21 protein-coding genes, 1 tRNA gene and 1 pseudogene are annotated in these 23,468 nt (G+C 69.5%); 13 read left to right on the top strand and 10 right to left on the bottom strand.

Annotated features, from left to right (window positions below; genetic code table 11):
• Nucleotide 1: 1 nt before the first annotated feature.
• Complete coding sequence (locus AQJ46_RS42195) at nucleotides 2–1,945, bottom strand: hypothetical protein (RefSeq protein WP_059210646.1); 1,944 nt, start codon at nucleotides 1,943–1,945, stop codon at nucleotides 2–4.
• A gap of 353 nt (nucleotides 1,946–2,298) precedes the next feature.
• On the opposite strand from AQJ46_RS42195, the pseudogene AQJ46_RS59505 reads away from it, so the two are divergent.
• Both AQJ46_RS59505 and AQJ46_RS42200 read left to right on the top strand, forming a co-directional pair.
• Nucleotides 2,299–2,424 (top strand): annotated as a pseudogene (locus AQJ46_RS59505) (zinc finger domain-containing protein); the annotation flags it as partial.
• Nucleotides 2,425–2,484: 60 nt separating this feature from the next.
• Nucleotides 2,485–2,907 carry a hypothetical protein gene (locus tag AQJ46_RS42200; protein WP_208617076.1) on the top strand — a complete coding sequence of 141 codons (423 nt, stop codon included), beginning with the start codon at nucleotides 2,485–2,487 and terminating at the stop codon, nucleotides 2,905–2,907.
• Nucleotides 2,908–2,927: 20 nt separating this feature from the next.
• Here the strand turns inward: AQJ46_RS42200 and AQJ46_RS42205 are convergent, their stop codons facing one another.
• Nucleotides 2,928–3,314, bottom strand: coding sequence for a hypothetical protein (locus AQJ46_RS42205; RefSeq protein ID WP_059210648.1), 387 nt, complete (start codon nucleotides 3,312–3,314; stop codon nucleotides 2,928–2,930).
• A 279-nt stretch (nucleotides 3,315–3,593) separates the two neighbouring features.
• On the opposite strand from AQJ46_RS42205, the gene AQJ46_RS42210 reads away from it, so the two are divergent.
• Together AQJ46_RS42210 and AQJ46_RS42215 are read left to right on the top strand one after the other, a co-directional pair.
• Nucleotides 3,594–4,238, top strand: coding sequence for a hypothetical protein (locus tag AQJ46_RS42210; protein ID WP_059210649.1), 645 nt, complete (start codon nucleotides 3,594–3,596; stop codon nucleotides 4,236–4,238).
• Entirely contained in the window at nucleotides 4,199–5,230 is a 1,032-nt protein-coding gene (locus AQJ46_RS42215) for a hypothetical protein (RefSeq protein WP_159064139.1), read from the top strand. Before AQJ46_RS42210 ends, AQJ46_RS42215 begins: the two co-directional genes overlap by 40 nt.
• Nucleotides 5,231–5,305: 75 nt before the next feature.
• Here the strand turns inward: AQJ46_RS42215 and AQJ46_RS42220 are convergent, their stop codons facing one another.
• From AQJ46_RS42220 to AQJ46_RS42235, 4 genes are all read right to left on the bottom strand, one after another.
• A complete protein-coding gene (locus AQJ46_RS42220; RefSeq protein WP_159064140.1) occupies nucleotides 5,306–5,938 on the bottom strand; it encodes a hypothetical protein in 633 nt (210 codons plus the stop codon).
• 78 nt (nucleotides 5,939–6,016) lie between these two features.
• On the bottom strand, nucleotides 6,017–6,721 hold the full coding sequence (locus tag AQJ46_RS42225; protein ID WP_225887538.1) for a hypothetical protein: 705 nt from the start codon (nucleotides 6,719–6,721) through the stop codon (nucleotides 6,017–6,019).
• A gap of 260 nt (nucleotides 6,722–6,981) precedes the next feature.
• Nucleotides 6,982–7,959 (bottom strand): hypothetical protein, encoded by a 978-nt coding sequence (locus tag AQJ46_RS42230; protein ID WP_059210653.1) that lies wholly within the window; start codon nucleotides 7,957–7,959, stop codon nucleotides 6,982–6,984.
• A gap of 229 nt (nucleotides 7,960–8,188) precedes the next feature.
• Nucleotides 8,189–8,713, bottom strand: a complete 525-nt coding sequence (locus tag AQJ46_RS42235) for an SLOG family protein (RefSeq protein ID WP_059210654.1) — start codon at nucleotides 8,711–8,713, stop codon at nucleotides 8,189–8,191.
• A 428-nt stretch (nucleotides 8,714–9,141) separates the two neighbouring features.
• On the opposite strand from AQJ46_RS42235, the gene AQJ46_RS42240 reads away from it, so the two are divergent.
• Entirely contained in the window at nucleotides 9,142–9,636 is a 495-nt protein-coding gene (locus AQJ46_RS42240; protein WP_059210655.1) for a hypothetical protein, read from the top strand.
• Nucleotides 9,637–9,849: 213 nt separating this feature from the next.
• Here AQJ46_RS42240 and AQJ46_RS42245 read toward each other — a convergent pair whose 3' ends face one another.
• On the bottom strand, nucleotides 9,850–10,350 hold the full coding sequence (locus AQJ46_RS42245; protein WP_059210656.1) for a hypothetical protein: 501 nt from the start codon (nucleotides 10,348–10,350) through the stop codon (nucleotides 9,850–9,852).
• 243 nt (nucleotides 10,351–10,593) lie between these two features.
• On the opposite strand from AQJ46_RS42245, the gene AQJ46_RS42250 reads away from it, so the two are divergent.
• From AQJ46_RS42250 to AQJ46_RS55695, 4 genes are all read left to right on the top strand, one after another.
• A complete protein-coding gene (locus AQJ46_RS42250; RefSeq protein WP_059210657.1) occupies nucleotides 10,594–11,295 on the top strand; it encodes a zinc finger domain-containing protein in 702 nt (233 codons plus the stop codon).
• 94 nt (nucleotides 11,296–11,389) lie between these two features.
• Entirely contained in the window at nucleotides 11,390–11,560 is a 171-nt protein-coding gene (locus AQJ46_RS55690) for a hypothetical protein (RefSeq protein WP_159064142.1), read from the top strand.
• 514 nt (nucleotides 11,561–12,074) lie between these two features.
• Nucleotides 12,075–16,157: an SNF2-related protein gene (locus AQJ46_RS42255; RefSeq protein ID WP_059210658.1), complete on the top strand. Its 4,083-nt coding sequence runs from the start codon at nucleotides 12,075–12,077 to the stop codon at nucleotides 16,155–16,157.
• Complete coding sequence (locus AQJ46_RS55695; RefSeq protein ID WP_059210659.1) at nucleotides 16,154–17,134, top strand: hypothetical protein; 981 nt, start codon at nucleotides 16,154–16,156, stop codon at nucleotides 17,132–17,134. The genes AQJ46_RS42255 and AQJ46_RS55695 overlap by 4 nt, the downstream gene beginning before the upstream one ends.
• A gap of 36 nt (nucleotides 17,135–17,170) precedes the next feature.
• Here AQJ46_RS55695 and AQJ46_RS42265 read toward each other — a convergent pair whose 3' ends face one another.
• Nucleotides 17,171–17,548 (bottom strand): WhiB family transcriptional regulator, encoded by a 378-nt coding sequence (locus AQJ46_RS42265; RefSeq protein ID WP_079072680.1) that lies wholly within the window; start codon nucleotides 17,546–17,548, stop codon nucleotides 17,171–17,173.
• Nucleotides 17,549–17,829: 281 nt separating this feature from the next.
• On the opposite strand from AQJ46_RS42265, the gene AQJ46_RS42270 reads away from it, so the two are divergent.
• Both AQJ46_RS42270 and AQJ46_RS54710 read left to right on the top strand, forming a co-directional pair.
• Nucleotides 17,830–17,903 (top strand) — tRNA-Met (locus tag AQJ46_RS42270).
• Nucleotides 17,904–18,053: 150 nt separating this feature from the next.
• Nucleotides 18,054–19,958: a bacterial transcriptional activator domain-containing protein gene (locus tag AQJ46_RS54710; protein ID WP_059210661.1), complete on the top strand. Its 1,905-nt coding sequence runs from the start codon at nucleotides 18,054–18,056 to the stop codon at nucleotides 19,956–19,958.
• A gap of 42 nt (nucleotides 19,959–20,000) precedes the next feature.
• Here AQJ46_RS54710 and AQJ46_RS42280 read toward each other — a convergent pair whose 3' ends face one another.
• Nucleotides 20,001–20,240, bottom strand: a complete 240-nt coding sequence (locus AQJ46_RS42280; protein WP_059210662.1) for a hypothetical protein — start codon at nucleotides 20,238–20,240, stop codon at nucleotides 20,001–20,003.
• Nucleotides 20,241–20,338: 98 nt separating this feature from the next.
• Here AQJ46_RS42280 and AQJ46_RS42285 point away from each other — a divergent pair, with 98 nt between their 5' ends.
• A complete protein-coding gene (locus tag AQJ46_RS42285) occupies nucleotides 20,339–21,448 on the top strand; it encodes a hypothetical protein (RefSeq protein WP_059210663.1) in 1,110 nt (369 codons plus the stop codon).
• A 61-nt stretch (nucleotides 21,449–21,509) separates the two neighbouring features.
• Nucleotides 21,510–21,893 carry a hypothetical protein gene (locus AQJ46_RS42290; protein ID WP_059210664.1) on the top strand — a complete coding sequence of 128 codons (384 nt, stop codon included), beginning with the start codon at nucleotides 21,510–21,512 and terminating at the stop codon, nucleotides 21,891–21,893.
• A 13-nt stretch (nucleotides 21,894–21,906) separates the two neighbouring features.
• Here AQJ46_RS42290 and AQJ46_RS42295 read toward each other — a convergent pair whose 3' ends face one another.
• Complete coding sequence (locus AQJ46_RS42295) at nucleotides 21,907–23,445, bottom strand: serine/threonine-protein kinase (protein WP_059210665.1); 1,539 nt, start codon at nucleotides 23,443–23,445, stop codon at nucleotides 21,907–21,909.
• Nucleotides 23,446–23,468: the final 23 nt, after the last annotated feature.

Below are 23,468 nucleotides of genomic sequence, written 5' to 3' on the forward strand. Positions count from 1 at the left end.
GTCACACCCAGAAGGGGCCGCCCCGCTCGGCCAGAGCGGTCGGCGTGGGTGTGCTCGTGAGGATGGCGTGGCGCCACAAGACGGGGCTGGCGAACTGGGCCTCGTTGATTTCGTGCGGATTGTGCTGCCACTGGGCCAGGTGCTCGGCGACTGCGGCGAGGGTGGAGGCATCCCAGGGTTCCAGGTTCAGGTTCGCGGCCCGTAGACCGTGGACTGCGTCATGGGCGTGGTGGGCGCTGACTGAGATCACGGGGGTGTCGGCGTCGATCCTGGTGTCCAGTGCGGCGGCCGCTTCCCGCAGAGGCTCCTCTGCTGGGCCGGACGGCAGTCGCGACAACGCGTCGGACAGCACCCGGGCCTCAGCGGTGTTGAGCGAAATGGTGGCGCTGCCGCTGAACACGTGGTGGAAGACGCGAAGGAGTACGTCCGTGAGGCGGGGCTTGACACGCCGGTCGAACAGGCAGTGGGCGCACAGCCAGGACATGGGGACGAACGGTGGGCGTGGGCGAGGCATCCGCCCGATGGTCTCGCCGGCCGCGACGGGGGCGGCGCACAGGGTGCAGGACGTATCCGTGAGGGCCGCCTTGGTGTGGATCGGTGTGGGCAGGCCGCCGGGTTCGACTTTCGGGGGGTACGCGTACACGGCGTAGGAGGCCGGGTCGGCCAGCCAGGCCGCGGCCTGCACGATGGCATCGCGCAGTTGCTCGTCGGTTGCAGCGGCCCGACTGGGGGCATCCATCCAGTCGTTGAGGTGGTGCTGCAGGAGCGGGATGGGCTCGCGTAGCGCCTGGGCGAGCGGGCCCACGTAGGTGCTGAGAAGGTTTCGCAGCTCGGCCCCGTGCAGCTGTTCAAGGTCGGTGCGGGGCATGGCGGTTCGGGCTGTGGGCATCGACGCGGGGTTCTCCAGCCACTGCTCGGCGTGGGTGAGGGCGGCTCCGAGCTGGGCCAGCGAGATGTTCTTCCTCGTCGTCACGCCGATGGCCCTGTTGAGGATGGCGTTGACGGTACGCCCATGCTGGCGCGTGGCCGTGGCGAGCTGGTCCACCCGCCAGTTGAGTCGCTGCCGGGCGCGGTTCTCGGTCAGCAGCGTCAGCGGCTCGCAGACCCGGCACGGGATGTTCAGCGCGCTCGCCGGGTGCTCGCCGCACTGTCCGCAGACGAAGCCCGGGCAATGCGCACACAGCCGATCGGTGTCCGGGTCGGAGGTCCCTCGGAAGGCGGCGGGGGGAAGTTCCTGGCACCGTTGATCCCAAAGGGATTGGCAGGAGCGGGTGCAGGACTCCTGTGCCGCGGCGGCGCCGGCCTGGTCGACGAGGGCTTCGCGCACGGTGGGCAGCAGCAGCGTCGCCTCGATGGCCGAGTCCGGGTGCCACTGTTCGGTGAGCGCGGCCCGGTAGGCGGCCAGCAGTCGGCTGTCGCTGCTGCCTTCGACCTTGTGGTGTTCGCGGTTGTCCAGGCAGCCGCACGGCAGACGCTCGGCGTATCCCCAGAACGTGGCGCCGAAGACTCCGCACTGGGGGCACATCGTCCACTGGTAGGGCTCGTCGTCATAGCTGCGCATGCCGGAGGCTTCGAACATCTGCCACGGCCCGTACTCGTCGTCCGGGAACAGCAGGCCCTCGGCCAGCAGAGGCAGCCCATGCCACTCCTCCGGCACTTCCACCGGCAGGCAGTGCTCAGCCTTCTTGCCCCAGTAAGCAGCGGCCCAGTGGTCGCTGCCCGCGGCCGCCATCGCGAAGCGGCCCCACCATGCCGGGGCCTGCGGCTCGGCGTTGAACCAGATCCGCTGCTGAGGCAGCCAGAACGTCGGCGTCCGAGGGGTGCCCTGCGTGTCGTTGAAGGTGACCGGCTCGTAGGCCCAGGGAATCCGCAGGTGATCGAAGAAGATCGACCACCGCGCATGGAGCTCCGTGCGGAACTTCGCCGTAACCACCTCGTACGCCATGGGCGCTCCTGCCGGACAGGGGACTCGCTCTGTAGCGCTCACCCTGGCCCCAGCCCGCCCGTTGCACGGCCACTCGTCACCCCTCCAGCCCAAGCTCTTCCCCCTGCTGAGGGACGGACTGCACCGGCGAGTGGACAGCAGCCCAACCCAGTTCGGCCGGTCGGGGTCGTGTCCGACGGGCTGTGAGCGCGTCGTCCGGGCCGGTCGTGTCGTGACCGAGATGGTGCGGACGGCGTGGTCCCCGGTCAGCCGAACCCCTGGTGACTTCGGCGTATCGCGCGCGTTGTCCCACCGTGCCCGCCAGGCCGAGTGCGCCCCTGGGGGCTTGTCGGGAGGTAGTGGTGAGTCGAGCTGTGCCGCCGGCCGTCCGTGAGCGGGCCCGCGCCCGGAGTTGTCCGGACTGCCGCGCCGCGCCGGGGGAGAAGTGCGCGCCCGATCGGGCCGGCCGCTCGCAGCTGCATCGCGGGCGGATCTGGGACGCCCGGCGTGCGCTGGAGCCCATGCCGCCCCACCGGATCCTGCCGCCGCGCTCGGATCGCATGTACATGGAGCTGGACTCGACTGACGCTGACACGCTGGTGGTGTCCTGGCACAAGGATGCCCTGGAGGCTCTGGCGGCCTACCCGTACGAGGCCGCGGCCCTGCTGTGGCTGGCCCTGAAACAGGCGGAGGTGTTCCGGCCCGACGGCCCGAAGACGAACAACTTCGGGCTGGCGCTCATCCTCATGCCGATCTACTTCCTCACCGCCGGCGAGGTCGGCGAAGCCGTCGAGCGGCTCATCGCACGAGGTTTCCTCGAGCGTGCAGACGAGGACAGCGTCTACATCGACCCCGTCGCGATTCGCGTGATCGGCCGGCGAGAGCTGTCTGCCCGGTTTCGCATGGACTGGAACGCGGAGAAGGCCAGCGCACCAGTCCCGGGGCAGCTCGATGAGGCAGATGGGGAGACATCCGCGGGATGACGGACGGGTGGTCCCGCCCGTCAGGAGGACATACCGGGTACGGCACGGGCGAGCGGTTCCGGGTCTCCGTAGAGGGCGGAGTGCAGCGCAGCCGCGAGTTCGCGGGCTCGTTGCTCACTCGCGACGCCGTTCAGCTGCACGTAGTCCGGGCCCGCCGACGCGTGGTTGCGCACCTCACGGTTAAGGAGCAGGCGGACGACGGCCTTGCGGATGATGCAGGCCGCGGCCACCGTGACGACGTGCCCCGGGGCCCTGTCGGTCTTCACGGTCCAGGACCGACCGCGCCGCTCGATGCCGACGTAGGTGACGCCCGCGTCCTTGGCAGCTTTATATGCGGCGTTGAACCTCTCGGTCCCCGTGGCGTCCGGAACCTGGTCCGCCGGACAGGGAATCGGCAGCAACTGCATAGGGGCATCGTGGCAGGAGGCAAGGTTCCCTTGCCGCAGGCCTGGCAGGAGATTTCCATGCGTTCGCGGCCTACCGCCGCCTGGACGGGCAGAGTGAACCTGATTGGCGGATAGCTGCCGTCGCCGACTGATCGTTGCCGGGACATGGGACGACACAAGCCGGGCAAGCCCCGCCGGCCCCGCCGTGGCGCCGCCCTCCACCATGGCGCGGCCCCCCGTCTGCGCGAGCTGCAGCCCCCGGGCGCAATCTACGAAGAGTGGGTCCATGTGGAGCGGGACATGGATCCCTCCGTCGCAGTGGCTGATGACCGGCTGGATGAGGACGCCAGGGACCTCATGGCGCGAATGGCCCGGCTCGGGCCGTTGTACGGTTACGAGCTGCCGATGGCCGCACTCCTGCTCGATGAAGCCATGGACACGGGCAAGCTCGGACTCATTGTCGGCGACAACGAGGGCATGCTGTTGCCTCTTGAGGAACTCGCTGGCCGGCTCGGTCCCACGCAAACGGACCCCCAAGACGACGTTCGAGTCTCTGTGCACCGCCTGCACGCGGCCGGCGCCCTCCTGGTCGAAGAACACGAGGGCACCCCTCTACTGCGCGTGGTGGCTGGCAGGCCGCGCACACCTGGCGACCGCTGGGTGTTCCAGGACTCGCCGGAGAGCGCGAACGTTCCAGGTGTCTGCATGCCCGCCCAGGCCAGTGACCAACTCAGCGCCGACGAGCTGGGTGCGCTCATGTACATCCGGCTGTGCAGGGCCGAGTTGCGCGAGCCCGATCCCCAGGAGTACTCCGAGCTTGGGGCCGTGGACGGCCCGGACCAAGCCCGACGGCTATTCGCCACCGTGACCGCCAGCGGCCTGGCGGACTACCGAGGCTGTGAAGCGTGCCCGGCCGGACACCTGTGTTCGCGCCAGGGACGCTGAAGACCGGCGCGTGCAACGGGGGCGGGGCGCGCCCAGAGAGTCCGGCCGCCGGTGGGAGAAGTTCGCGCGTCGCGGCGCGGGAATCGGGTTGCTATTCATCGGAGGGAAGAGTCATGCCAAAAAAGCGGAAGAAGGACCGGAAGCGGTGTAAGCGGCGCGTGCCGGTTCAGGTCACGCCAGCGGCCGAGGCCGACGGGGTCGTCGACGAAGACGAATGGGACGAGGCCGAGGCAGACGAAGATCGCGACATCTTCCACTGCTTCACGCAGGACTACCCCACGCCCGCCGATGCGGTGCGAGCAGCACGCTCGGGGGAGAAGGTGGAGTGGCACGGGCGGATCGAGGGCGGTCTGATGCGGCACCGCGTACTCGCCGACGGGGACCCGGTCGTTGAGCAGGCCGTCTTCATGGACGGTTTCCTTGCCTCAGCCGCCTGCTGCGGTTGGATTCAGGCCGAGGACAGGGCGGAAGCGGAGCGTGGAATCCTCACCACCCTCACCGAGCTGCACGACATCTGCCGGCCCGTCCTTGAAGCGGAGATCCGCGCCGCCCGGCCTGGGTACCGAGCGAGACATCTGCATGCCTTCTCGGAAGCAGCAGTTGACACCCCCCTGAGGTTCCCCAGGTTCGGCCTTCGCACGACGTACGCCGCTCGGGAGGTGGCCGTCTGGGAGCAGACACGCGATCCGGCCACCTGGAACATGGCCTTGTCCTTCGCCTCGTTCCTGGGATTCGACGAGAAGATCCCCGAACTCACGAGGGACGCGCTGACCGCCAGACTTCAACGCAACGGTGTGCCAGTGAACCGATGTGCCCGTTGCGGGGTGCCCCTCACCAATCGGCATCCTCGGTGGAATGGTGTGTGGACGTGGCCAATCGCCGAGATCGGAACTCTGTGCGAGGTCCCCTCTGACGTCAACGACCACGACGGCGTCTACATGTTCAGCGACGGTGACTTCGGCTACCCCCACCAGCCCGAGCCCTCCATCTGACCGTCCGGTCGTGCGACTGTCCATGCGTGCCCGGCAGCCGTACAGCGGGACGGTCGCGCCGTTGGTCTGATCGCTCTACAGGGGATCGGGGCCGCAGATCGCGCAGCGCCGCTTCTTGCTGTTCTTCTGCCGCAGTTCCTCGGCCGTGAACAGGTAGGGCAGACGCGGCCAGTAGAACCCGCCGTTGCGGGCGTGCGGCCGCGCGGCCGCCAGTTGCGCCATGCTTTTCTCTGGTGAGTTGAGCGTGGGGCAGTCCCAGCGGTGCAGCCGCGCCGCGTGCTGGCCAATCGCGTAAGTGGCGCCGCCCTCCAGCTGCTGCTTCCACCGCGCGATGTCCTGCTCGGCGCTGGCTTCGACACGGCAAATGCCGTCACACGTACGGCACAGGCCCTTGAGGTACCCACAGGAGCAGTCGCCGCACTCCTCGCACGGAACGCAGACGTGGCTGCGCTGCTCGGGCAGCAGCGGCAGCTGGTGCACGGTCACGACCCGTTCCTGACCGTGATGATCGGCGTACTCCACCACTCCGGCCTCGATGAGCTCATCCAGGTATGGGCGCAACTCGCCGATGTCCTGAACGCCGACGAGGGCGGCGACGTCTTTCATGGTCACGTCATCGTCGTCGACCGATGCCAGCAGGACGGCATACAGAAGCCGGCTGATGCTGCTCAGTTTGCTGTTGAGGAGCGTGTCGCGGTGAACGGTCACCACGGGCATGGTGCGGGCTCGGTAGACAGGCATGCCGTATTCCTCCTGGCGTGCTGGGTGCTGTGGAAGACGGGGTGTTCAGGCACCCAGGAAGAGCTGGGGAAGCTGCCCGACCATGTCCAGGGCTGCCGCGTAGTTGACCCGGGCCTGTTTGATCAGGCGGACATCCGCGACCAGGTCCGCGTACAGCTCACGGGCCTCTTTGCCTCGCTGCTCGTAGAGAGCTCGCAGCTTGATCTCGGCCTCCTCAACCTTGGCGTCGTACCGCTGGGAAGCGACCGTCGGATATGCCGAAGAGCGGCCGCCGGCCATCCAGGCCCGGTTCTTCCGGGCCTCGCGGAGGTTCTGGAGTTCTTCGGAACAGGGCAGGATCACCTTCGTTTCCTCGATGGTGGTCACGACCTCTCCGTCCCGGATGAGGTCGAACACCTTGCCCTGGAAGAAGTCGTTGCACCCCAGGTGTGTTTCGAGTCCGCACGCGTCCAGGAAGTGCCTGCCCGCGCGGGACCGCGGTTCATACGATGCACCGGGACGCAGGTTGAAGTCGGCGTCCTGGACCCGCTTGGGGGCATTCCAGACGGCCAACTTGCCGTCCGTCTCGTGCAATACGTGCCAGTGCCCGTTCCCATATCCGCTGTGGCAGCATTTCTGCTCCAGGACGATGCCCCACGCCCTGCCCTGCACCGAGCAGTCGTCCTCGGCGAGCATGCTCCGACGGGGCAACTGGCTGTAGATCGACTTCGGCATCCGCTTGCCGTTGACGGACATGACCTTGATGGTCACGGTGGCCTCTTCGACACCAAGCTCCATGCCCGGAGAACGCCGACTGCAGCAACGACGACTCGGCGATGTGGACCAGTTACCGCTTTTGGCCCATGCACGTGAGTCGACCGCAGGGCTCGGCCGGCTGCGGCTACGGATGCTCGGTTGCGCGAGGAACGTCAGGATGGCCGACCTGGACGTCAGTGATCCCGACCTTCTTCCCTTGCGTCCCCCTCAAGAGACATGAAGCGCGACCGACTGATCAGCGAATCGATTGAGGGCTACGCGGGCTCGACGAGCTGCCCCGTCTTCGTCGTCTTGCACTGGTAGAGGAAGAACGGACCGCCACGCTGGGACAGCACGGTGGGGTATTCGGTGAGCGCGAGGACCTGCTGGCGGAAGCGCCAGCCCGTTCCATACCGCGAGGACCGCACGTTCGCGGGGTTGGTCGCCCATTCGGCCAGGTGCTGGACCAGGGCGGAGAGCATCTCGCCGTCCTGCACCGTTGTGGTGGGCGAGGCGACAGCCTCCTGCAGCACCGCGACGATGGTGTGTGCGGTCTGCGCGCTGAGCCAGGTAGTCGGCTTTCCGTCCATATCGCCAGCCCGTAGCCGCACCAGGGTGTTCTCCAGCGGATCGGCCGCCCACGGCTTGCTGTTCGCGAGAGCCGGATCCTCGGTCAGCCACTCCAGCAGCACGCCGCACTCGATCCCGTTCAGTCCGACCCCGTCGCCGGCGAACAGAGCGTGGAAGACCCGCAGCAGTACATCGCGACGGCGCGGCTGATGGCGCCGCTGCACGAGGCAGTGCCAGCACAGCCAGCCCATCGGGATGTAGGGGAGTTCCTCCGGGGACGGCGGTCGGCCGATCAGTTCACCGACGTTGTATCCGTCGCCGCAAAGTCCGCAGGTGCCCGCCGTGCTGGCCGGCTTGACCAAGCGAGGCCGGGGAAGCCGGGCGATGCCTGCTGGCCGGTCCACCCTGGTGACGCGTCGTAGGCGTGCACGGTAGGCGCCTCCGCCTTCCTGCTCACACACACGGAGCTCCCGGAGTACTTCCCGCAAGTCGTGGTCGTCGGCGTCGGACAGCCAGGGCAGGTTCACCAGCTTGAGCAGACGGCGCCGCAGGACCTGTGGATCCTCGCCGACGGTCGCCGACAGCGCGTCGACGGCCTTGGCCACGTGATGTCGCAGTTCGGTGCCAGCCAGTTCCGCCTCGTTGCCGCACGGCAGAACTTCCTCGACTCCGAACAGGGTCATCGCTTGGGTCCGTCTCTCTCCGCGGGCTCTTCGCCCACACCCTGCACCTGCTGCCCGGGCCCCAATGAACGTCGCCACCCGTTCGATGGAACAGAAGTCACCCAGTTGGCGCAGTGAGGTCGTAGCCGCCGTCGGACCAGCGAGCCTGGGTGTGAGGCGCTGGCTGTGGGCCATGGACCGCGGGGAACGAACAGGCCGCGGCCCCCCGAAGTGGGAGTCGAAACAAGGATCAGCAGGCCTCGTGCTGTCGCCCTTCTACCGCCCGCAGTTCGGCGGTGACCCTGCGGATCCGGTCGGCCGGGAATATCCCGGGCCGCAGCCAAGTCCCGACCATGACGTTCTCGCTCGGGACCAGCCATACCGGCACCTCGCTGAGCACCGCACGCAGCGCCATATCCGAGGTGCCTCCGCTCGCCGGGGCAAAGTGGTCGTGAAAAGCGACGACGAGCCGGGGGCGCTCGTTCAGCAGCATCCGTGTGTTGCGCTCAGGGCCGGCCATCCGCCACCGGTCGGGGCGAGCCTCCTTCTCGGCCGCCCAGTCCACCGGATAGCAACGGTGCCGGTCTCTGCCGAGGCCGTTGTGGCGACACCACTCGTGGGCGGCCCGGTCCGCGCCGGTCGCGGCCCCTTCAATGACGACCAGGTCCTGGCCGTAGCGGTTGGTGAACCGGTCGAGGACGGCTTCGACCGTTTGTGGCCACGGCCAGCGGCGGCTTCCGCACACCAGCACCCTCGGCTCGACCAGCTCCAGCATTGCTGCACCACCCTTCCCCGTCAGCGTGCCATCAGACCCGGACAGGACGCGCCAGGAGCGCAGTGATCGTCCGGTGACGTCCGCGGCCGGCCGATGGCGTCGTCCTGCGCAGAAGGGCAGCCCGAGTATCGCCTCCCCGAAGGACGGGGGAGGGGAGAGTGGCGGTCGAGCGCATCTGGCTGGATGTCCCCTGGAGAGGCCCAGGCCCAGGCGAAGGCGAGGCCGCCGGGGCCGGTGGGATCCGGACGCCAAGCGCCGGTACACGCGCCCCGGGCCACCTGCCGTGTCGATCTGGTCCCCGGCGACCCCTGCAGCGGCTCCCAGCTGCCCCCGGTCTGCTGCCTGACCAGTCCATTTCTGCCCTGGGTGCCCTTCGCGCCAGCTTGTCCGGCTTGCGCTGTCAGCGGAGGGAGGTAGGGTCCTCGCGCATGACCGATGAGACTGCACCCCTGCGCCGCAAGCCCCCGCGCCCCAAGCCGCTGGCCGAGGAGGTACGGCGGGTTCTGGCCAGCATCGGTCTGCCCGGATCGGATACCGCCGAGCGTGACCGTGCCCACGGCGTCATCGTCACCGACGCGGAAGACGGCGCGGTGTTCGTAGAGTGGTTCACCTCCCGCACTCTGCGTGAGACGGCCGCTACCGAACAGCGCGAGGCCATCATCCAGGGCCCGGCGGCCCTCCTCCACCGCGACGGCCGCAGCCACATGCACGACGCGATCGCCGCGGTCCTGCGTGCACACGGCAACATGAAGACCGACGTACTCGCGGACCAAGGGGTGCTGGTCAAACGCCTGCCCGACATCCCGATGCCCGAGCCGACCTCATCGGCCCTGCCGCCCACCGTGGGCGAGGCGCTGTCAGAGGCGCCCACGCCGATGCGGGGCTTCCTCATCTCGGAGGACGAGGAGGACGGCGACCGGTAGGCGCTCGCACCCGCCCGACTACCCCGGCGTCGTGAAACGGGGCGTCGGGAGCGACGCCGCTTCGGCGGGTGGCCGAAGGCATGAGGCCGACGCACCGCCTGCGGCCAGCCCAGCACTTCAGACGCACACACTGCCCCTGCCGGCACATCGGCCTCGTTCTCACCCCCCCACGCCGCTGGCGAGGACTCACAGCGGCAGAAGCGCCGGCCGGGGTCAGGAGCCGAGTACCGTCTTGATCTCCGTCTCCCAGACGGTGTAGGCGCGGTCGACGTGCAGGGCCGCCAGATACGCGGACAGCCGGGCGTCCTCGGCATCGGCCATTGCATCGCGGGCGAGGATGGCACGCGCCTGAGCCAGCCGGTCCTTCACCCGCCACCACTGCCGGTCGACCCCGGCCTTCTCCTGGACGGTCTCGTACAGGGCCTGCAGCGCGTAGCGGACCGAGCGCACGTCGCCCGGAGCCACGTCCAGACGGGGAATGGTGGGGTCGAGGGTGGTCCGGCCCCAGGTGTTGATCCGCAGAACAATCCGCCGCAACGAGACCTCCGCCGTCGGGATGCCGAAGGCGGAGTCGTCAGCGGCGGGCGCCTCCTGGCCGGGATGGGCCGGAGCATTCGGCGTCAGGGCGAGCAGGCCGGCCTGTTCCAGCAGCCGGGCCATGGGCCCGCAGGCGTCCTCGACCTGGTGGAACGGGCAGTATTCCGTGATCAACACGGGCCTTTCACAACACGGCGGTCAGCAGAGCCGGACATGCTAAGGCAGTCCGTCTGCCGGTATGACACGCCCGCCTTCCACTGCTTTCAGTCGAGTTGTGGCTACGATGCGCGTGCAGCGCTTCGGCGCTGATTCTTTGCAGCGTGGGCGGTGTCGGCGTGTACATCGTGTCGGCATCGCCGCGTTGCGGTACAAATCGCCTCCATGTCGAGGACCATCCCCACTCCGCCCCAGCCGGCACGTGTGATTGCACGCAGGCGCAATGGTGCCGCTCGGCGCGTCGAGATCTCCGCTCAAGAGATCGAGGAAGCCTTCCGGCTCCTGCAGTACGTGCCCAGTCCTGAGGCCCGTCAGCTACAGGAGAAGTTCGGGGCCGTTCTCCGGCCCGTGTGCCTCTGGGCATCGTCGCGCACGGCGCGGCACTCCAACTATCCGGCCTGGGGCCACTGCGGGGCGTTTGTCGGCGCACCGAACGAGCGCTGCGTCGAGCACCAATGGCCGCTGCCCGCCGACGTCCCGGATCCCTTTCCGGACCGGTGCGTCGTGACTCTGGACGAGGAACTTGAGGACTCCCGCTGGGTGCGCTACTCCGGCGGGCTGCGCTGCCCGTTCAACCGACGTGCGGGAAGCGACCGGTGCGCACATCACGATCCCCGCGACAGCGAACTGTGCGGCTACCCCGTGGACGACGGCGGTACCTGTACGACCCCCCAGGGAGTCTTCGCGTGCCGCGACCACCGGTATGGGAGACTCGCGGGCTTCAGGAGCCGGCTCGAACAGTTGCCGTTGACACTGGATTGCAGCTTCTGCGGTGCCGCCTCGGGCGCGGGCTGCAGGAATGGGAACGGCCGAGCTGTCGCGTTCCACAAAAAGCGCGTCAACGCCATCCAGGGCTCGCAGGAGCATCAGGAGCTGTCCGCCACGATCGAGTGGTTGAGCCTGTGAGCGGCTCCGCGGCGTCCACTTCCTCCCACGCGCACTGACGTCTGCCAGAGCAGGGGCAGGCGAGAGGACAGGCGTGCGCCCGTCCTCCTGACAGGTGAACCGCACGGTCCCGGTCCTGCCCCCGAACGAGGTGGTCACCGTGGCCGCGTTCTGGTTCTCCTGGCTGACCGCCGTGCACAGGAGCGCGCTGGTCAACGGCGTCCTGTCCCAGACCGTGGCAGGCGTTGTCCGCCAGACGCTGCGCACGACAGGGATGGTTTGCTAACCATCGCCTTATTTCTCCGTGTTCCTCCGTGAAGGTTGAGATGGCCCCTGTACCACCCAATTCCACCGTCCGTGTGCCACACCCGGCGTCCGGTTCCCGTGTTGCTCTCGAGTCGGTGGATCCGCAGGTCTTCTCCCGGCTATTGGAGGCAGCGTGGGCAAACCGGTACTTGCCTCCCGAGGTCGCCGCCGAGGCCGCCGCACGCGGGGGGTCTGGACGCCTCGGCATCAGGGATCTGCGTCTGCTGCTGATGCGGGCCTCATCGCTCCCCTCCGCCCAGGCGGCTGTCTCCGGGGCGTGGGCGATTGTCTCGGCACGCCCTGAGCTGGCCACCTCTGTGCTCCATACGCACTGCCAGGACATCGGCGCTCCGTCGGCCTTCGTGATCCGTGAGGTGCCTAGCGCGAACCCGAAGCTGTTCAGCGCTCAAGCCGGGTGGCGGCAGCCTGGCTCGAGCGCCCATGGCGCCGTGGTGACGCGCCCCAGTCGCAAGGTTGCCCATCAGTGCGCGGCCGTGAGCCTGCTCGGTCACCTCTGCGGTGCCGAGCCGATCGAGCAGGACAGCACCATTACCGGTTGGGTGCCGGCCGGCCGCTTCTCGTCGGCTTCGCCACCGGCCCAGGCCCGCGATGTGTCCTTCCCGACCCGCCTTCAACAGGCTCTGGACCGCCCCCAGATCGCGCCGGCGGAAGTGGCCGAGATCGTGTTGCGGATCAATGCGGGAGAGCTGATCCCGCGTGACCTGCACGCCGTTCTGTTCACCGCCCGGGCCGCGGCATGGCAGCCCGCTCGCGAGGCGGCCCTGGCGGCGGCTTGTGATCCCGGCGTCGCTGTGGCCGTGCTGACCCTGCATCAGTCACTGCTTCACGGGCCGACGCCTTCCTATACGGAGGAGGTACGCAAGAGTGAGCCGCCGCTTTTCCGTGTGCGCGCTACCTGCGTTATCGACGGAGAGCAGGTCAGCGAGCTCGGTCCATGGCGCAACACCAAGCGGCAGGCACGCGGAGCAGCCGCAACCCGGCTGCTGGCCCAGCTGGCCGGCCTGCCGGTGCAAGCGCCGCCTCCGGTCCAGGGTGAGGGGCCACGTCCTGCGACGCCGGGCAACAGCCCCGCGTCGGAGACGGATCCGCAGGAGCAGTTGAAAGTACTGGCCGAAGCCGGTGCGATCAGCGAGATCGTCTTCATAGGGGCGCCCGGCATCACGGGGCTGGAGCCGTTGTTCGTGTGCGTCGCTGCCTGCGTACACCGCGGTGAGCTGCTCACCGTCACAGTGCGGGGACTTGGCCGTTCCAGCACGCGGTTGTCGGCCGCTCGTCAACTGCTGAGTAGCGTCCAGCGCGCCATGAAGGCAGGCCGCGGTCTGCGCCTGGGCCGCATCCCGGTGCCGGAGCTCGGCGGCAAGAACCCGCTGATGCTCCTGAACGAGCTCAAACAGACCGGCAAGATCAGCAAGTTGCGCATTGAGGACCCCGAGGAGGACTCCGCCGGATTCGTCGCACGGATCACCTGCAAGGTGCACGCCGAGTGGCTGGAGACCCTCGGCCATGGGCCCAACAAGCGCGAAGCGCAACGTCAAGCCGCAGAGTCCATGATCGAACTGCTGGCCACTCCGGTGGAGGGGCGAAGCCACGATCAGAAGGCTCCCACCGCTCCTGATCCGGCGGCCGCGGCGGCCACCAGCACGGGAGCCGTCGGCGCCCACCGCAATCCGGCCGGTCCCCTCGCGGACCGCGATGAGGCGGCAGCCGCCGAGGACACACTCGTCGAACTGCTGCAGCAGGACACGGAGATCACCATCGATCTGCAGGACGGCGCCGGCCGCTTCCTGCTCTACCGGGCCGACGGCATCCCGTTGCAGGCCACCTGCCACAAGCCGATCAGATGCTGCACGGCCGACCTCGTCCTGCCTGGCCAGGGCCTCGCGGTCGGCCCTCGTCCGGTGGAATGCTGGCAGGTGCCCATGCGGCTGCTGGCCAACGCCATGGCCCGGACATCCGACGACGACAAGATCGCCCCGTCCGTCCAGCTGTGGCATCAGGTGATCCAGCTGGGGCTGGCCGTGGTGGCCGACGGCCGGGTGTACCCGACTCTGGACAGCAACGGCGCCGACGTGTGGCGCTTGGGCCCGCTCAACGAACACGAGCGCCAGCGCGCACGGCAACTGCGCCAGGCCATGGTGCCTCCCGCGCACTGCGGGGCAGCCACCGACACCCGGCCCTACCTCCTGTGGGCGCCGCGCGTCGCGATCCGCGCCGGGCTCGACGCGGTCGCCGAGGCGATGCTGCGCGGCCCCGGTACCTCAGCGGTCCTGGGACACACCCCGTTCACGGCCCCCATCCCGCAGCAGCAGCGCAGCAGCGCACTGCACCAGTGGGCCGATCGCGCCGAAGACAATCGCGCCGAGGCACCGGCCGTGGACCTGAAGCTGTCCGTACAGGCCCCGAAGAAGGGCAGCCCCAACGACACGGAACTGCTGTGGGCCGAACTGCTGGTCGCCCAGCCCACCGCGGAGAGCCGTGAACAGCAACTCTTCCGTCGGGTTACGCAGGTGGCCGGCGACGACGCACTGGTGGGACACATCCGCCGACGGCTGCGGCGTATCGCCGAGGTATGGGAGCCGGCCAGACGACTCCTCGAGTGCCCGGTACCCGACCGGTTCACACTGCTCGCCGGCGAGGCCATCCTGCTCCTGGGCGCCACACGGGATCAACTGGAGCGGGCCGGCCTGAGCGTGCACTGGCACCAGCAGTGGACCGACCTGCTGCGCACCCGCGCAGTAGTCGGGGGACGGCCCGACGCGCCCGCCGCCGTACCCCGGCCGCGGTTCTCCCTCGACGACGTACTGGACGGCCGGTGGCAGATGTCGCTCGGCGACGCCGACCTCTCCGACCAGGAGATGGACGACCTCGCCCAGGCACCGCGGCCGCTGACCAAGGTCCGGGACCAATGGGTGTTGGTCGACGAAGACACCGCCCGCCGAGCCGCCGACCGCCGCATCGGCCCGATCTCCCCGGAACAAGCCCTACGAGCCTCCCTGATTGGGCACATCGACGTCGACGGACAGGCCATGCCCTGCGAGCCGACGGCCGCTCTCGCCGACCTCGTTGCCTTCCTGCGCACCGGCTCCCGCACGACCCCCGTCCCCGCGCCAGAAGCCTTGCAGGCAACCATGCGCGACTACCAGCATCTGGGCCTGGCCTGGCTGGCGAACACCACCAGCGCGGGCTTCGGCGCGATGCTCGCCGACGACATGGGCCTGGGTAAAACCCTGACCGCTCTGGCGCTGCACCTGCACCGGCGGGAATCCACGTCCGGCGCCACCGGACCGACCCTGATCGTCTGCCCGGCCTCCGTCGTCATCACCTGGGAGCGGGAAGTCCACCGGTTCGCCCCGACCGTGCCGACCCTGCGCTACCTGGGAGCCGACCGCACCCTCGAAGACGCCACCTCTCGTACGATCGTCATTACGAGCTATGAGACGCTCCGCCGCGACGTCGACCTGCTGGCTCTGCTGGCCTTCGACCTGGTCGTCGCCGACGAAGCCCAGATGGTCAAAAACCACCGCACCGCCACCGCCCACGCCCTGCGCCGCATCAAGACCACCGTCCGGGTGGCCCTGACCGGCACCCCGGTGGAGAACAACCTCACCGAGGCGTGGGCCCTCATGGACTGGCTCAACCCCGGCCTGTTCGGAACACAGCGCGTCTTCCGCGACCAGTTCGCCCGCCCCATCGAGGACAACATCGCCGACACCGAGCGAACCACCCGGTTGTCCGGCCTCATGAGCGCGTTCATGCTGCGCCGCCGCAAGAGCGACCCGGGCATCCTGACCGAACTGCCGCCCAAGGACATCCGGCCACGCATCGTCAGCCTCAGCACCGAACAGATCCAGCTCTACCAACAGACAGCAGACGACACGTTCCAGGAGATCCGCGACGCCCAAGGAGTACACCGCAAAGGCCTGTTGCTGGAGTTGTTCAACAAACTGCAGCAGATCTGCAACTCACCCGCCCAGTACCGCAAAGACCCCCTGGACGACGACTACGACCCCGAGCAGGCGGCATCCCGTTCCGGCAAGATCGGCGCGCTCGACGACCTACTGCCCGTCTTGACGGCCCCCGGCGAATCCGCCCTGATCTTCACCCGGTACCGAACCATGGCCAAGCTCCTCCTACTGCACCTGCGCAGCCACGGCCACGACCCGCTCTACTACAGCGGCGACATCCCCTCCGTACGCGAACGCCAGCGCATCATCGACACCTTCCAGGCCCGCTCCGGCCAGCTCATGGTGATGACCGTCAAAGCCGGCGGCACCGGCCTCACCCTCACCCAGGCCAACCACGTCGTGCTCTTCGACCGCCCCTGGAATCCGGCCAAGGAGAACCAGGCCATCGACCGCGCCCATCGCCTGGGCCAGCAGCGCACCGTCACCGTGCACCCGCTCATCACGGAGAACACCCTGGAGGACCGCGTCGACGAACTCCTCAAGCACAAACGGGCCCTCGCCGACGCCGTGCTCGCCGACGGCTACTCCGCCCTCACCGAACTGACCGACGACCAGATCATCGACCTGATCGCCCTGGGAGCACAGCGATGACCCCGAACGCATGGGCCCACACCTGGGAGACCATCCTGCGGGCCTCCCTCAACGACGAAGCCCTCTGGCTCGCCGGCCACAACGACCTGTCTGCGGGCGGCCTCACCCACCTCACCCTCGAACCCGGCCGAGTCACCGCCACCGCCACCGACCGGCACCACACCACACCAGCACACCCGACGATCACCATGCCGGTCCTCACCGACGACCAGACCACGGCCTGGCAATCTGCCTCCCCCGCCTGCGGCCACCACCAGGCCATCCTCACCGGCAAGCTCCCCGAATGCCTGACAAATCCGGCTCACACCGGCGGCGTACCCACCCAGCCCGCGCCCGAAGAGATCACCTTCAGCTGTGACTGCGGAATCGCACCGTGCCGCCACATCGCCGCCCTCACCCACGCCGTCACCGCACGCCTGACCACCCGCCCAGCCGACTTCGCCACGCTGCGCGGACTCCCCGAACACCCCCCGCAACACCGCCCCGCCACCAGCACGGACCAGCCGGTCACCACCACCCGCACGACACCCGGCGGAAAGGTCCACATCCCCGCCCACCACGCATGGGCCTGGTATCGCGAGTGCTCCGAACCGCCACTGCTGCCCACCTACACCCCCGACCTGACCGACGAACCGGTCCCAAACCTCCCGGCACCAACGGCTCCTCCCGCACCTGCACCAGAGCCGGAGCAGATCCACGCACTCATCAGCGACGCCGCGGCACAGGCGCGGGCGCACCTACGGAACGCGACTCAGCTGGAGTGCGCACTACATGAGGACGCACTCCGCCTGGCGGCAGTGCTGCCAGGCGTCCGGCTACCCGAGACGGCCGAGCGTCTGGCCATCGATGTGGCCGATCTACGAGAACAGATCTCGGCGTACACACCGACCTACTCGGCGGCACTGACCGGCCACCTTCGTGTACGGGTCGAGGCGCCGGCCGAAGGCCCGGGCACCGCGGCGTTTCCTCCAACGTGAGCGGCGGCTCCACCAACGGCCAGCGGTAACAAGAGATCAGCAGGCCTCGTACAACACCCGGGCCGCGTCAGCGGGACGGTCGCCGACAAAGCGCTCGTGCTCCAAGCGGGCTGTTTCCAGCAGGCGCTGCCATGACGTAACAGTCGGCCGACGGCGAAGGAGCGCCCGTCGCTCGCGCTCGGTCATTCCGCCCCAGATGCCGTGCTCGATGCGCTGGTCCAGGGCGTAGGCCAGGCATTCGGTGCGCACGGGGCAGCCGGTACACACGGCCTTCGCCCGGTTTTGCGCAGCTCCCTCAACGAACAGTTCGTCCGGGTCGGCGCTCTTGCACAGCCCGCGGCCGCTCCAGTCGGTATCCGTTATCACCTCGGCACCGTCCCCTCCCCGATTCGGCCAGCAGCTACGCCCGGCTATGCGGCAGGCATGTGACAGTACGCGAGACCGGTGCTGCGCGTTCAGCAGCGGAAGAGCGCCCAACTCCTTCGAGTGACGCGGGCTTGCCACAGAGTGAGCCGGGGCTGTAACGGCGATTGAAGCGGGGATGTCGTCGGCGAACCCCTCGCTCGCTGTCCGGACATCGCGAGGCGCTGCGGCTCCGGGCGTTCGGGGGCGTGCTTAACGACGGCCACGAAGCATCGACTGGCCTCATCGCGCCCGCGCCTGGCCCGGAAGATGTTGTACGGTGGGCCAACCGACGCGGGGTGGAGCAGCTCGGTAGCTCGCTGGGCTCATAACCCAGAGGTCGCAGGTTCAAATCCTGTCCCCGCTACTGGAGTTCGGCCTCCGCCGCAGTGAGCGGCGGAGGCCGACGTCTTTCTCGGGCGCGTCGGTCCACCGCCGAAATCACCCCTAGATGTCACACGCGTCTGGGATTCGGCACCCCTATGGAGGCGACAACCACCGACTCCATGGAGCACACGTGTCCCACCACCCTGTCCGGGCCGACCGGGTATGGCCGTTCCACCGCGGCTGCCTGGCACACCCCGCCGAGACGATCACAGCGATCCGGCAGCTGATCAGCCGCGCCGAATCGCTCACCGCCGACAGCCCGCCGTACGACCTCGCCCGGTGGCGCGCCACCGCCCTCGTGGTGCTCTCGGCGCTCTGCCCACCCGACGACCTTGTCTGGAAGCTGCTTCGGCCCGACACCGCTGGGAGCGCAACCCCCTATCCCCCGAGCGACCAGGTCTTCGCGGAAGGGTGGGGAACCACGCTCGGCGTCCTCGAAGGCCTCGTCGCCCCTCTGCCGCCCGCCCACCAGACGGAGCCCCTTCGACCCCCGGAACGGATGTCGACCGCAACCCCCGGCCCCGGGCTCTACCGCCCCGCACTGCGCAAGGACGACGACCCCCTCCAGACCCTCGCCGCCGCAGGCCCGGTCATCCGTCTCCTCGGACCGGCCGAGGTCCTCGGCACCGACGGGCCCCACCCCGACGGCCCCGACCTCCGCCGGGTCGTCGAAGCGGCCGCCTTCATCCACCTGTGCCCCGGAGGTGACACGGGCCGCTTCAACCGCGCCCTGTGGCCACAGCACCCGATCAACACACGCACCCGCGACCACCTCGCCGCCCAGCTACGCGGTTGGATCGGCGACGACCGCTTCACCGAGCGCCCCCAGGGCGGATATGCCTTCACCGACGCGGTGACGAGCGACTGGGCCCAGTTCCAGCAGCACGTCCGCAACGCCCAGAACGCCCCCGGCCCGTACGGAGACCAGGCTCTGCGCCAGGCCCTCGACCTGGTCCAGGGACCGCCCTGCACCGACCTGCCCCACAAGGATCCGGACGGGTGGGCCGCACCGCACACCCACGCGATGACCATCCTCATCGTCGACGCCGCACTCCAGCTCATGCAGCGCTGCCTGGCCGCGGGTGATCTCACCGGCGCTGCATGGGCCGGCGGCCGCGCCATGCTCGTGACCCCCGCCCCCGAGGCGTTGCACCTCAGCATCCAACTGAGCCGCCTCACCGCCGGCGAGATCGGCGCCGGTCAGACGGCCCGTACGGCCCTGGAGACGCTGAGGGCCACCCTCGACGCCACCCGCCCCGTCGGCACCCCCGCGGCCCACACCCCCGGCCCCGCCAGCCCGTCCCCGGGCACGGCGACCTCGCCGTCGCACGCCGCGGCGCCCCTTGTCCGCTACTTCGGCGCCGTCGAACTCGTCGGCGCCACAGGACCGGTCGGCTCCAACCGTGTTCGGCGCCTGACGGAGTACGCCGCCTACCTCCACCTCCACCCCGGCTCCCGCTACCAGGACCTCGACCGAGCCCTGTGGCCGGGCAAGGACATCTTCAGCAACACCCGCAACGCGGCCACGAGCCACCTGCGGAAGTGGATCGGCGCCGAGTACTTCCCCGACGCCAGCTCCGAAGGCGGATACGCATTCACCCCAGCGGTCACCAGCGACTGGAACCAGTTCCAAGCCCACCTCCAGGCGGCCCAGAACGCCCCCGACGGTGAAGCCGAGTTCGCCCTGCAGCAGGCGCTCGAGCTCGTGCGCGGCCGCCCCTTCGCCGGCACCAGCCCCGGCGGGTTCACCTGGGCGGCCCGCCTGGCCCACGACATGTCCAAGGCGATCATCGACGCCGCGCACGACCTCACCCACCGCCGCCTGGCTGCCGGCGACATCGACGGAGCCCTGTGGGCGGCCGGCCAGGGCCTGCTGGCCACCCCGCGCACCGCATACGACCGCGTCGAGTCCTTCCGCATCGACGCCCCCACCGACCGGACCACCGCAGCACACCAGGCCGCCACGGACCTGAGCCACCTGAAGGACACCCTCGGCACCGCCGCGCACCTCGTGGCCGTCGACCAGCCGGCCTGAAACGACGCCGGCCTGACACCGGTCGAGCCGTCGTCCCGCCGCTCACGGTGCCCCCGGCCCGCCGCCGCTGCCCCCACCGGGGCCGCGGCGGCTCGGCGAGCGCCGAGCCAGAGACGAGGCGAAGTGCGTGAACATCCGCGCCCGTACCGGTCCGCGGGCCGAGCGCAGGGCCGCGAGGAGACCGGCGAGCAGGACCAGCGGCCGGACCCAGCGGGTCAGACACACCAGCACCAGGATCACGGCAGGCACATGGGCGTCAGCCGTGAACAGGGAAGACACCATCGACGCGGACCTCTCCATCCGTTGTGAATCAACACGGCCCATGACATCTCAAGCCCGTATCCTTGCCTCGGAGAACTTCGCGGGGTTGTATTCGTCGCGTGCCCCGAACCCTGCCGACCGGCGCCGACGCCGAGCTCATCGCGCTCCTGGCCGCGCGGGGGGTGAAGGTGTCGGGGTACCAGCTCGAGCGCTGGCGTGCCCAGGGCCTGCTGCCCCGCAACCCGTACCGCTCCCTGGGCCGCGGCCGCGGCCGAGCCGCCCACCTGACCCCGGAGATCATCGCCACCGCCGAGCTGCTGGGACGCACTTCCCGCCAGGGCCGCAAGAACGCCGACCTCACCGAACTCGTCAAAGGCATGAGCGCCCAGAACCCCGCCGTCGTACGCGCCGCCTGCATCACCGGGCTAACCGACCTCGCCCACCAGACCGGAGCCGGGCCCGAAGCCGGCGCCCAGGACCGCCTCGACGCCGCCGCTCAACTCGCCCGCACGCAACGGCACTACGGCGGCCTGCACAACGAGCTGCGCGCCCTCGTCGCCGAGCACGGACTCGACGTCGACGATGTCCCCGAACTCCCGCCGACAGATCGCCCCGCGCTCCTCGAACTCGCTCTCCGCCTGTTCTCCTCCGGCCGCGACGAAGTCGGCCTCGACGAGATCGCCGACGCCCTCGGCGCCGCCTGGAACTGGCCTCAGGACACGGTTGAGGAGATGCAGCGCTCCCTCGCCCGCAGCGAGATCGAGGCCCGCAGCCGCGGCGAGGACCCCTGGGACGACCTCCCGCCCGTCCACGACGCCCACAGCCTGATCGCCGCTGTTCAGGACTGCGCGGACACCGAACTGCTGCACACCGCCGAGACCGTGACCACGACCAGCTCCTACCAGATGATGGCGACCCTCGGCAGTCTGGCTGGCCTGGCCCAGCCCACCCTTCCCCTGGCCGTCAGCCCAGAGGCGGCCAAGACCATGCTCCGCCACCCCATCTGGCTCACCTGGGGCCAGTCCAACTCGCAAGCCGGCGCCTTCAGTAACGCGAGCCAGGCCTTCGCCATCGCCGTCGGCCTGCGCACACCAGGGTTCATCGACCGCCTGGCCGACTACCGGGACTTCCTGCGCGGCCTCCTGCGACTCGACGAGCTCGCCATCCAGCTGCAACCGAGCGCCGCGTCCACGGCACCGTCGGCTCCCGGGGATGTGGGTCCCAGGTGATCCCGGGGACGGGCATGCTGGTGACACTCCTGGTGGAGCGTGGAAGGAAACAGGGGCGATCATGACGAAGGACTCTGCTGATCAACGCGTGCAGGACGCCCTGCGACGGCACAAAGTCTGGCGTACCTCGTGGTGGGTGGAGACTGCCCTCTCAGCGGTGATGTCCGACCCGGAAGTCCGGCGTCTGGCGGGAGAGATCGAGCAGGAGGAGTTCCGGCTCGGCCAGGAGCTCAGTACCCGCCTCCAGCCTTTTCAGGAGCGATACGACCGGGCAGTCACCGACTGTGAGGTGGAGCTGTTCAGCCGGATCTGCCCGGGCAAGCACGCTCGGTGGGGGCGGATCTGCCTCATGGACGCAGACCACGAGATGACGGTGGAGCCGCATTGGGGACGCACCGCCGACGGCCGCCTCATCGCATGGGTGGGAAGCGCCCCGGACGACTGAAGGCCCACGGCGGTCAGCGACGCCGGCGACGCGGCAGCACAACGGCCACGGCCAGAGCGACCACGGGCCACACGCCCATGCCGCCGGCCACGGCGCCGACCGCCGGCACGTGACCTTCCCTGGACAGCAGGATGAAGGCGATACAGCCGTTGATCAGGCCGGAGGTCGAGGCGAGATCGGACCGCAACCAGTCCCGCGGAACCACCTGTTCCACCAGGGAGCGCACCGCGATCGAGCAGCCGACGAGCACCGGCCCCGCCACGGTTCCGCCCACCAGCGCTGCCCACCAGGGCGCCGGGGACCACACAAGGAGCCCGACGAGCGTCCCGGCCGCCACCAGCAGAGCGGCGAACAGGCCGACCGCACTCAGATCCACCTCCCGCTGACCCGGCCGGTGTGACGATGCGGGCGCCATGGGCGCCTCCAGCGCGTAGCCCACGGCGACCAGTCCGCCGAGGCCGGCCGCCAGAGCCACCTGCGCGATGCCGGGAAGGCCGGTGAACAGCGCGAGTTGGGCGGCGACGATCAGGCCCGTGACTGCGCCCGCCGAGCACACGACCGACCCTGGAGCCGGCCGTGCCGGAGACGCCGGCCGGGTGTGGTGCTTGGTGGGCAGGACTGCGGTGACGGGGATCGCCGGCGCCACCGGGACTCTGCGCCGAGCCGGCGCAGGGGCGGTGATCGTGCGCGCCGCGGCAGCCCCGGCAGACGCCGGCTCCTGGAGACGGGTACGCACCGCACGCAACCGCTCGGCGACCGCCACCGCCGTCCCCGGGCGGTCCTCCGGCCGCTTGCTCAGCAACTCGCCGATCAGGCACTCCAGCTCGGCAGGAACGTCACCACGGTGAATGACGACCGGCTCCGGTTGCCGGTCAAGGTGCTGGGCCAGCAGCGCCCAGCCCGTACCGGTGAACGGTGGCACGCCCGCGAGGAGCTCGTACAGCAGGCACCCCAGGGAGTACAGGTCGCTGCGGGCGTCGAGGTCCTTCGCCCCGCGGATCTGCTCGGGCGACATGTACGTCGGGGTGCCGATTGCCGTCCCCGTCGCGGTCAGCGTGCGGGTGTGCTCCGCGGCCCGGGCGATACCGAAGTCGCAGATCTTGATCTGGCCGTGCGGGGAGGTGAGCAGGATGTTGCCGGGCTTGATGTCGCGGTGGATCACGCCCGCGGTGTGGGCGGCCTGCAGGCCCCGGCAGATCTGCTCGGCCCAGTCCAGCACGTCGTCGAGTGGCGGGACGCCGTCGGCGACGGCGTGGTGCAGCGGCTGCCCGTCGACCAGCTCCATCACGAGAAAGGCCACCGGCCGCCCGTCCACCACGGCCTCGCCGTGGTCGTGCACGGTGACGATGTGCGGATGGTTCAGCCGCGCGGCGGCGCGCGCCTCCCGGTGGAGCCGCAGTGCCAGATGGTCGCCGGATCCGTTCGCCGGTGTGCTCACCTTGACGGCCACCAGCCGGCCGAGGCGTTCGTCGAGTGCCCGCCAGACGTCTCCCATGCCGCCGGTCCCGAGGAGCTCGAGCAGCCGGTACCGGTCGGCCAGGATCGTGCCCATCGCCCTTCCCCCATCTCCCGCAC

It is taken from the genome of Streptomyces canus, from assembly GCF_001514145.1.
In the GTDB taxonomy this organism is placed as follows: Bacteria; Actinomycetota; Actinomycetes; order Streptomycetales; family Streptomycetaceae; genus Streptomyces; species Streptomyces canus.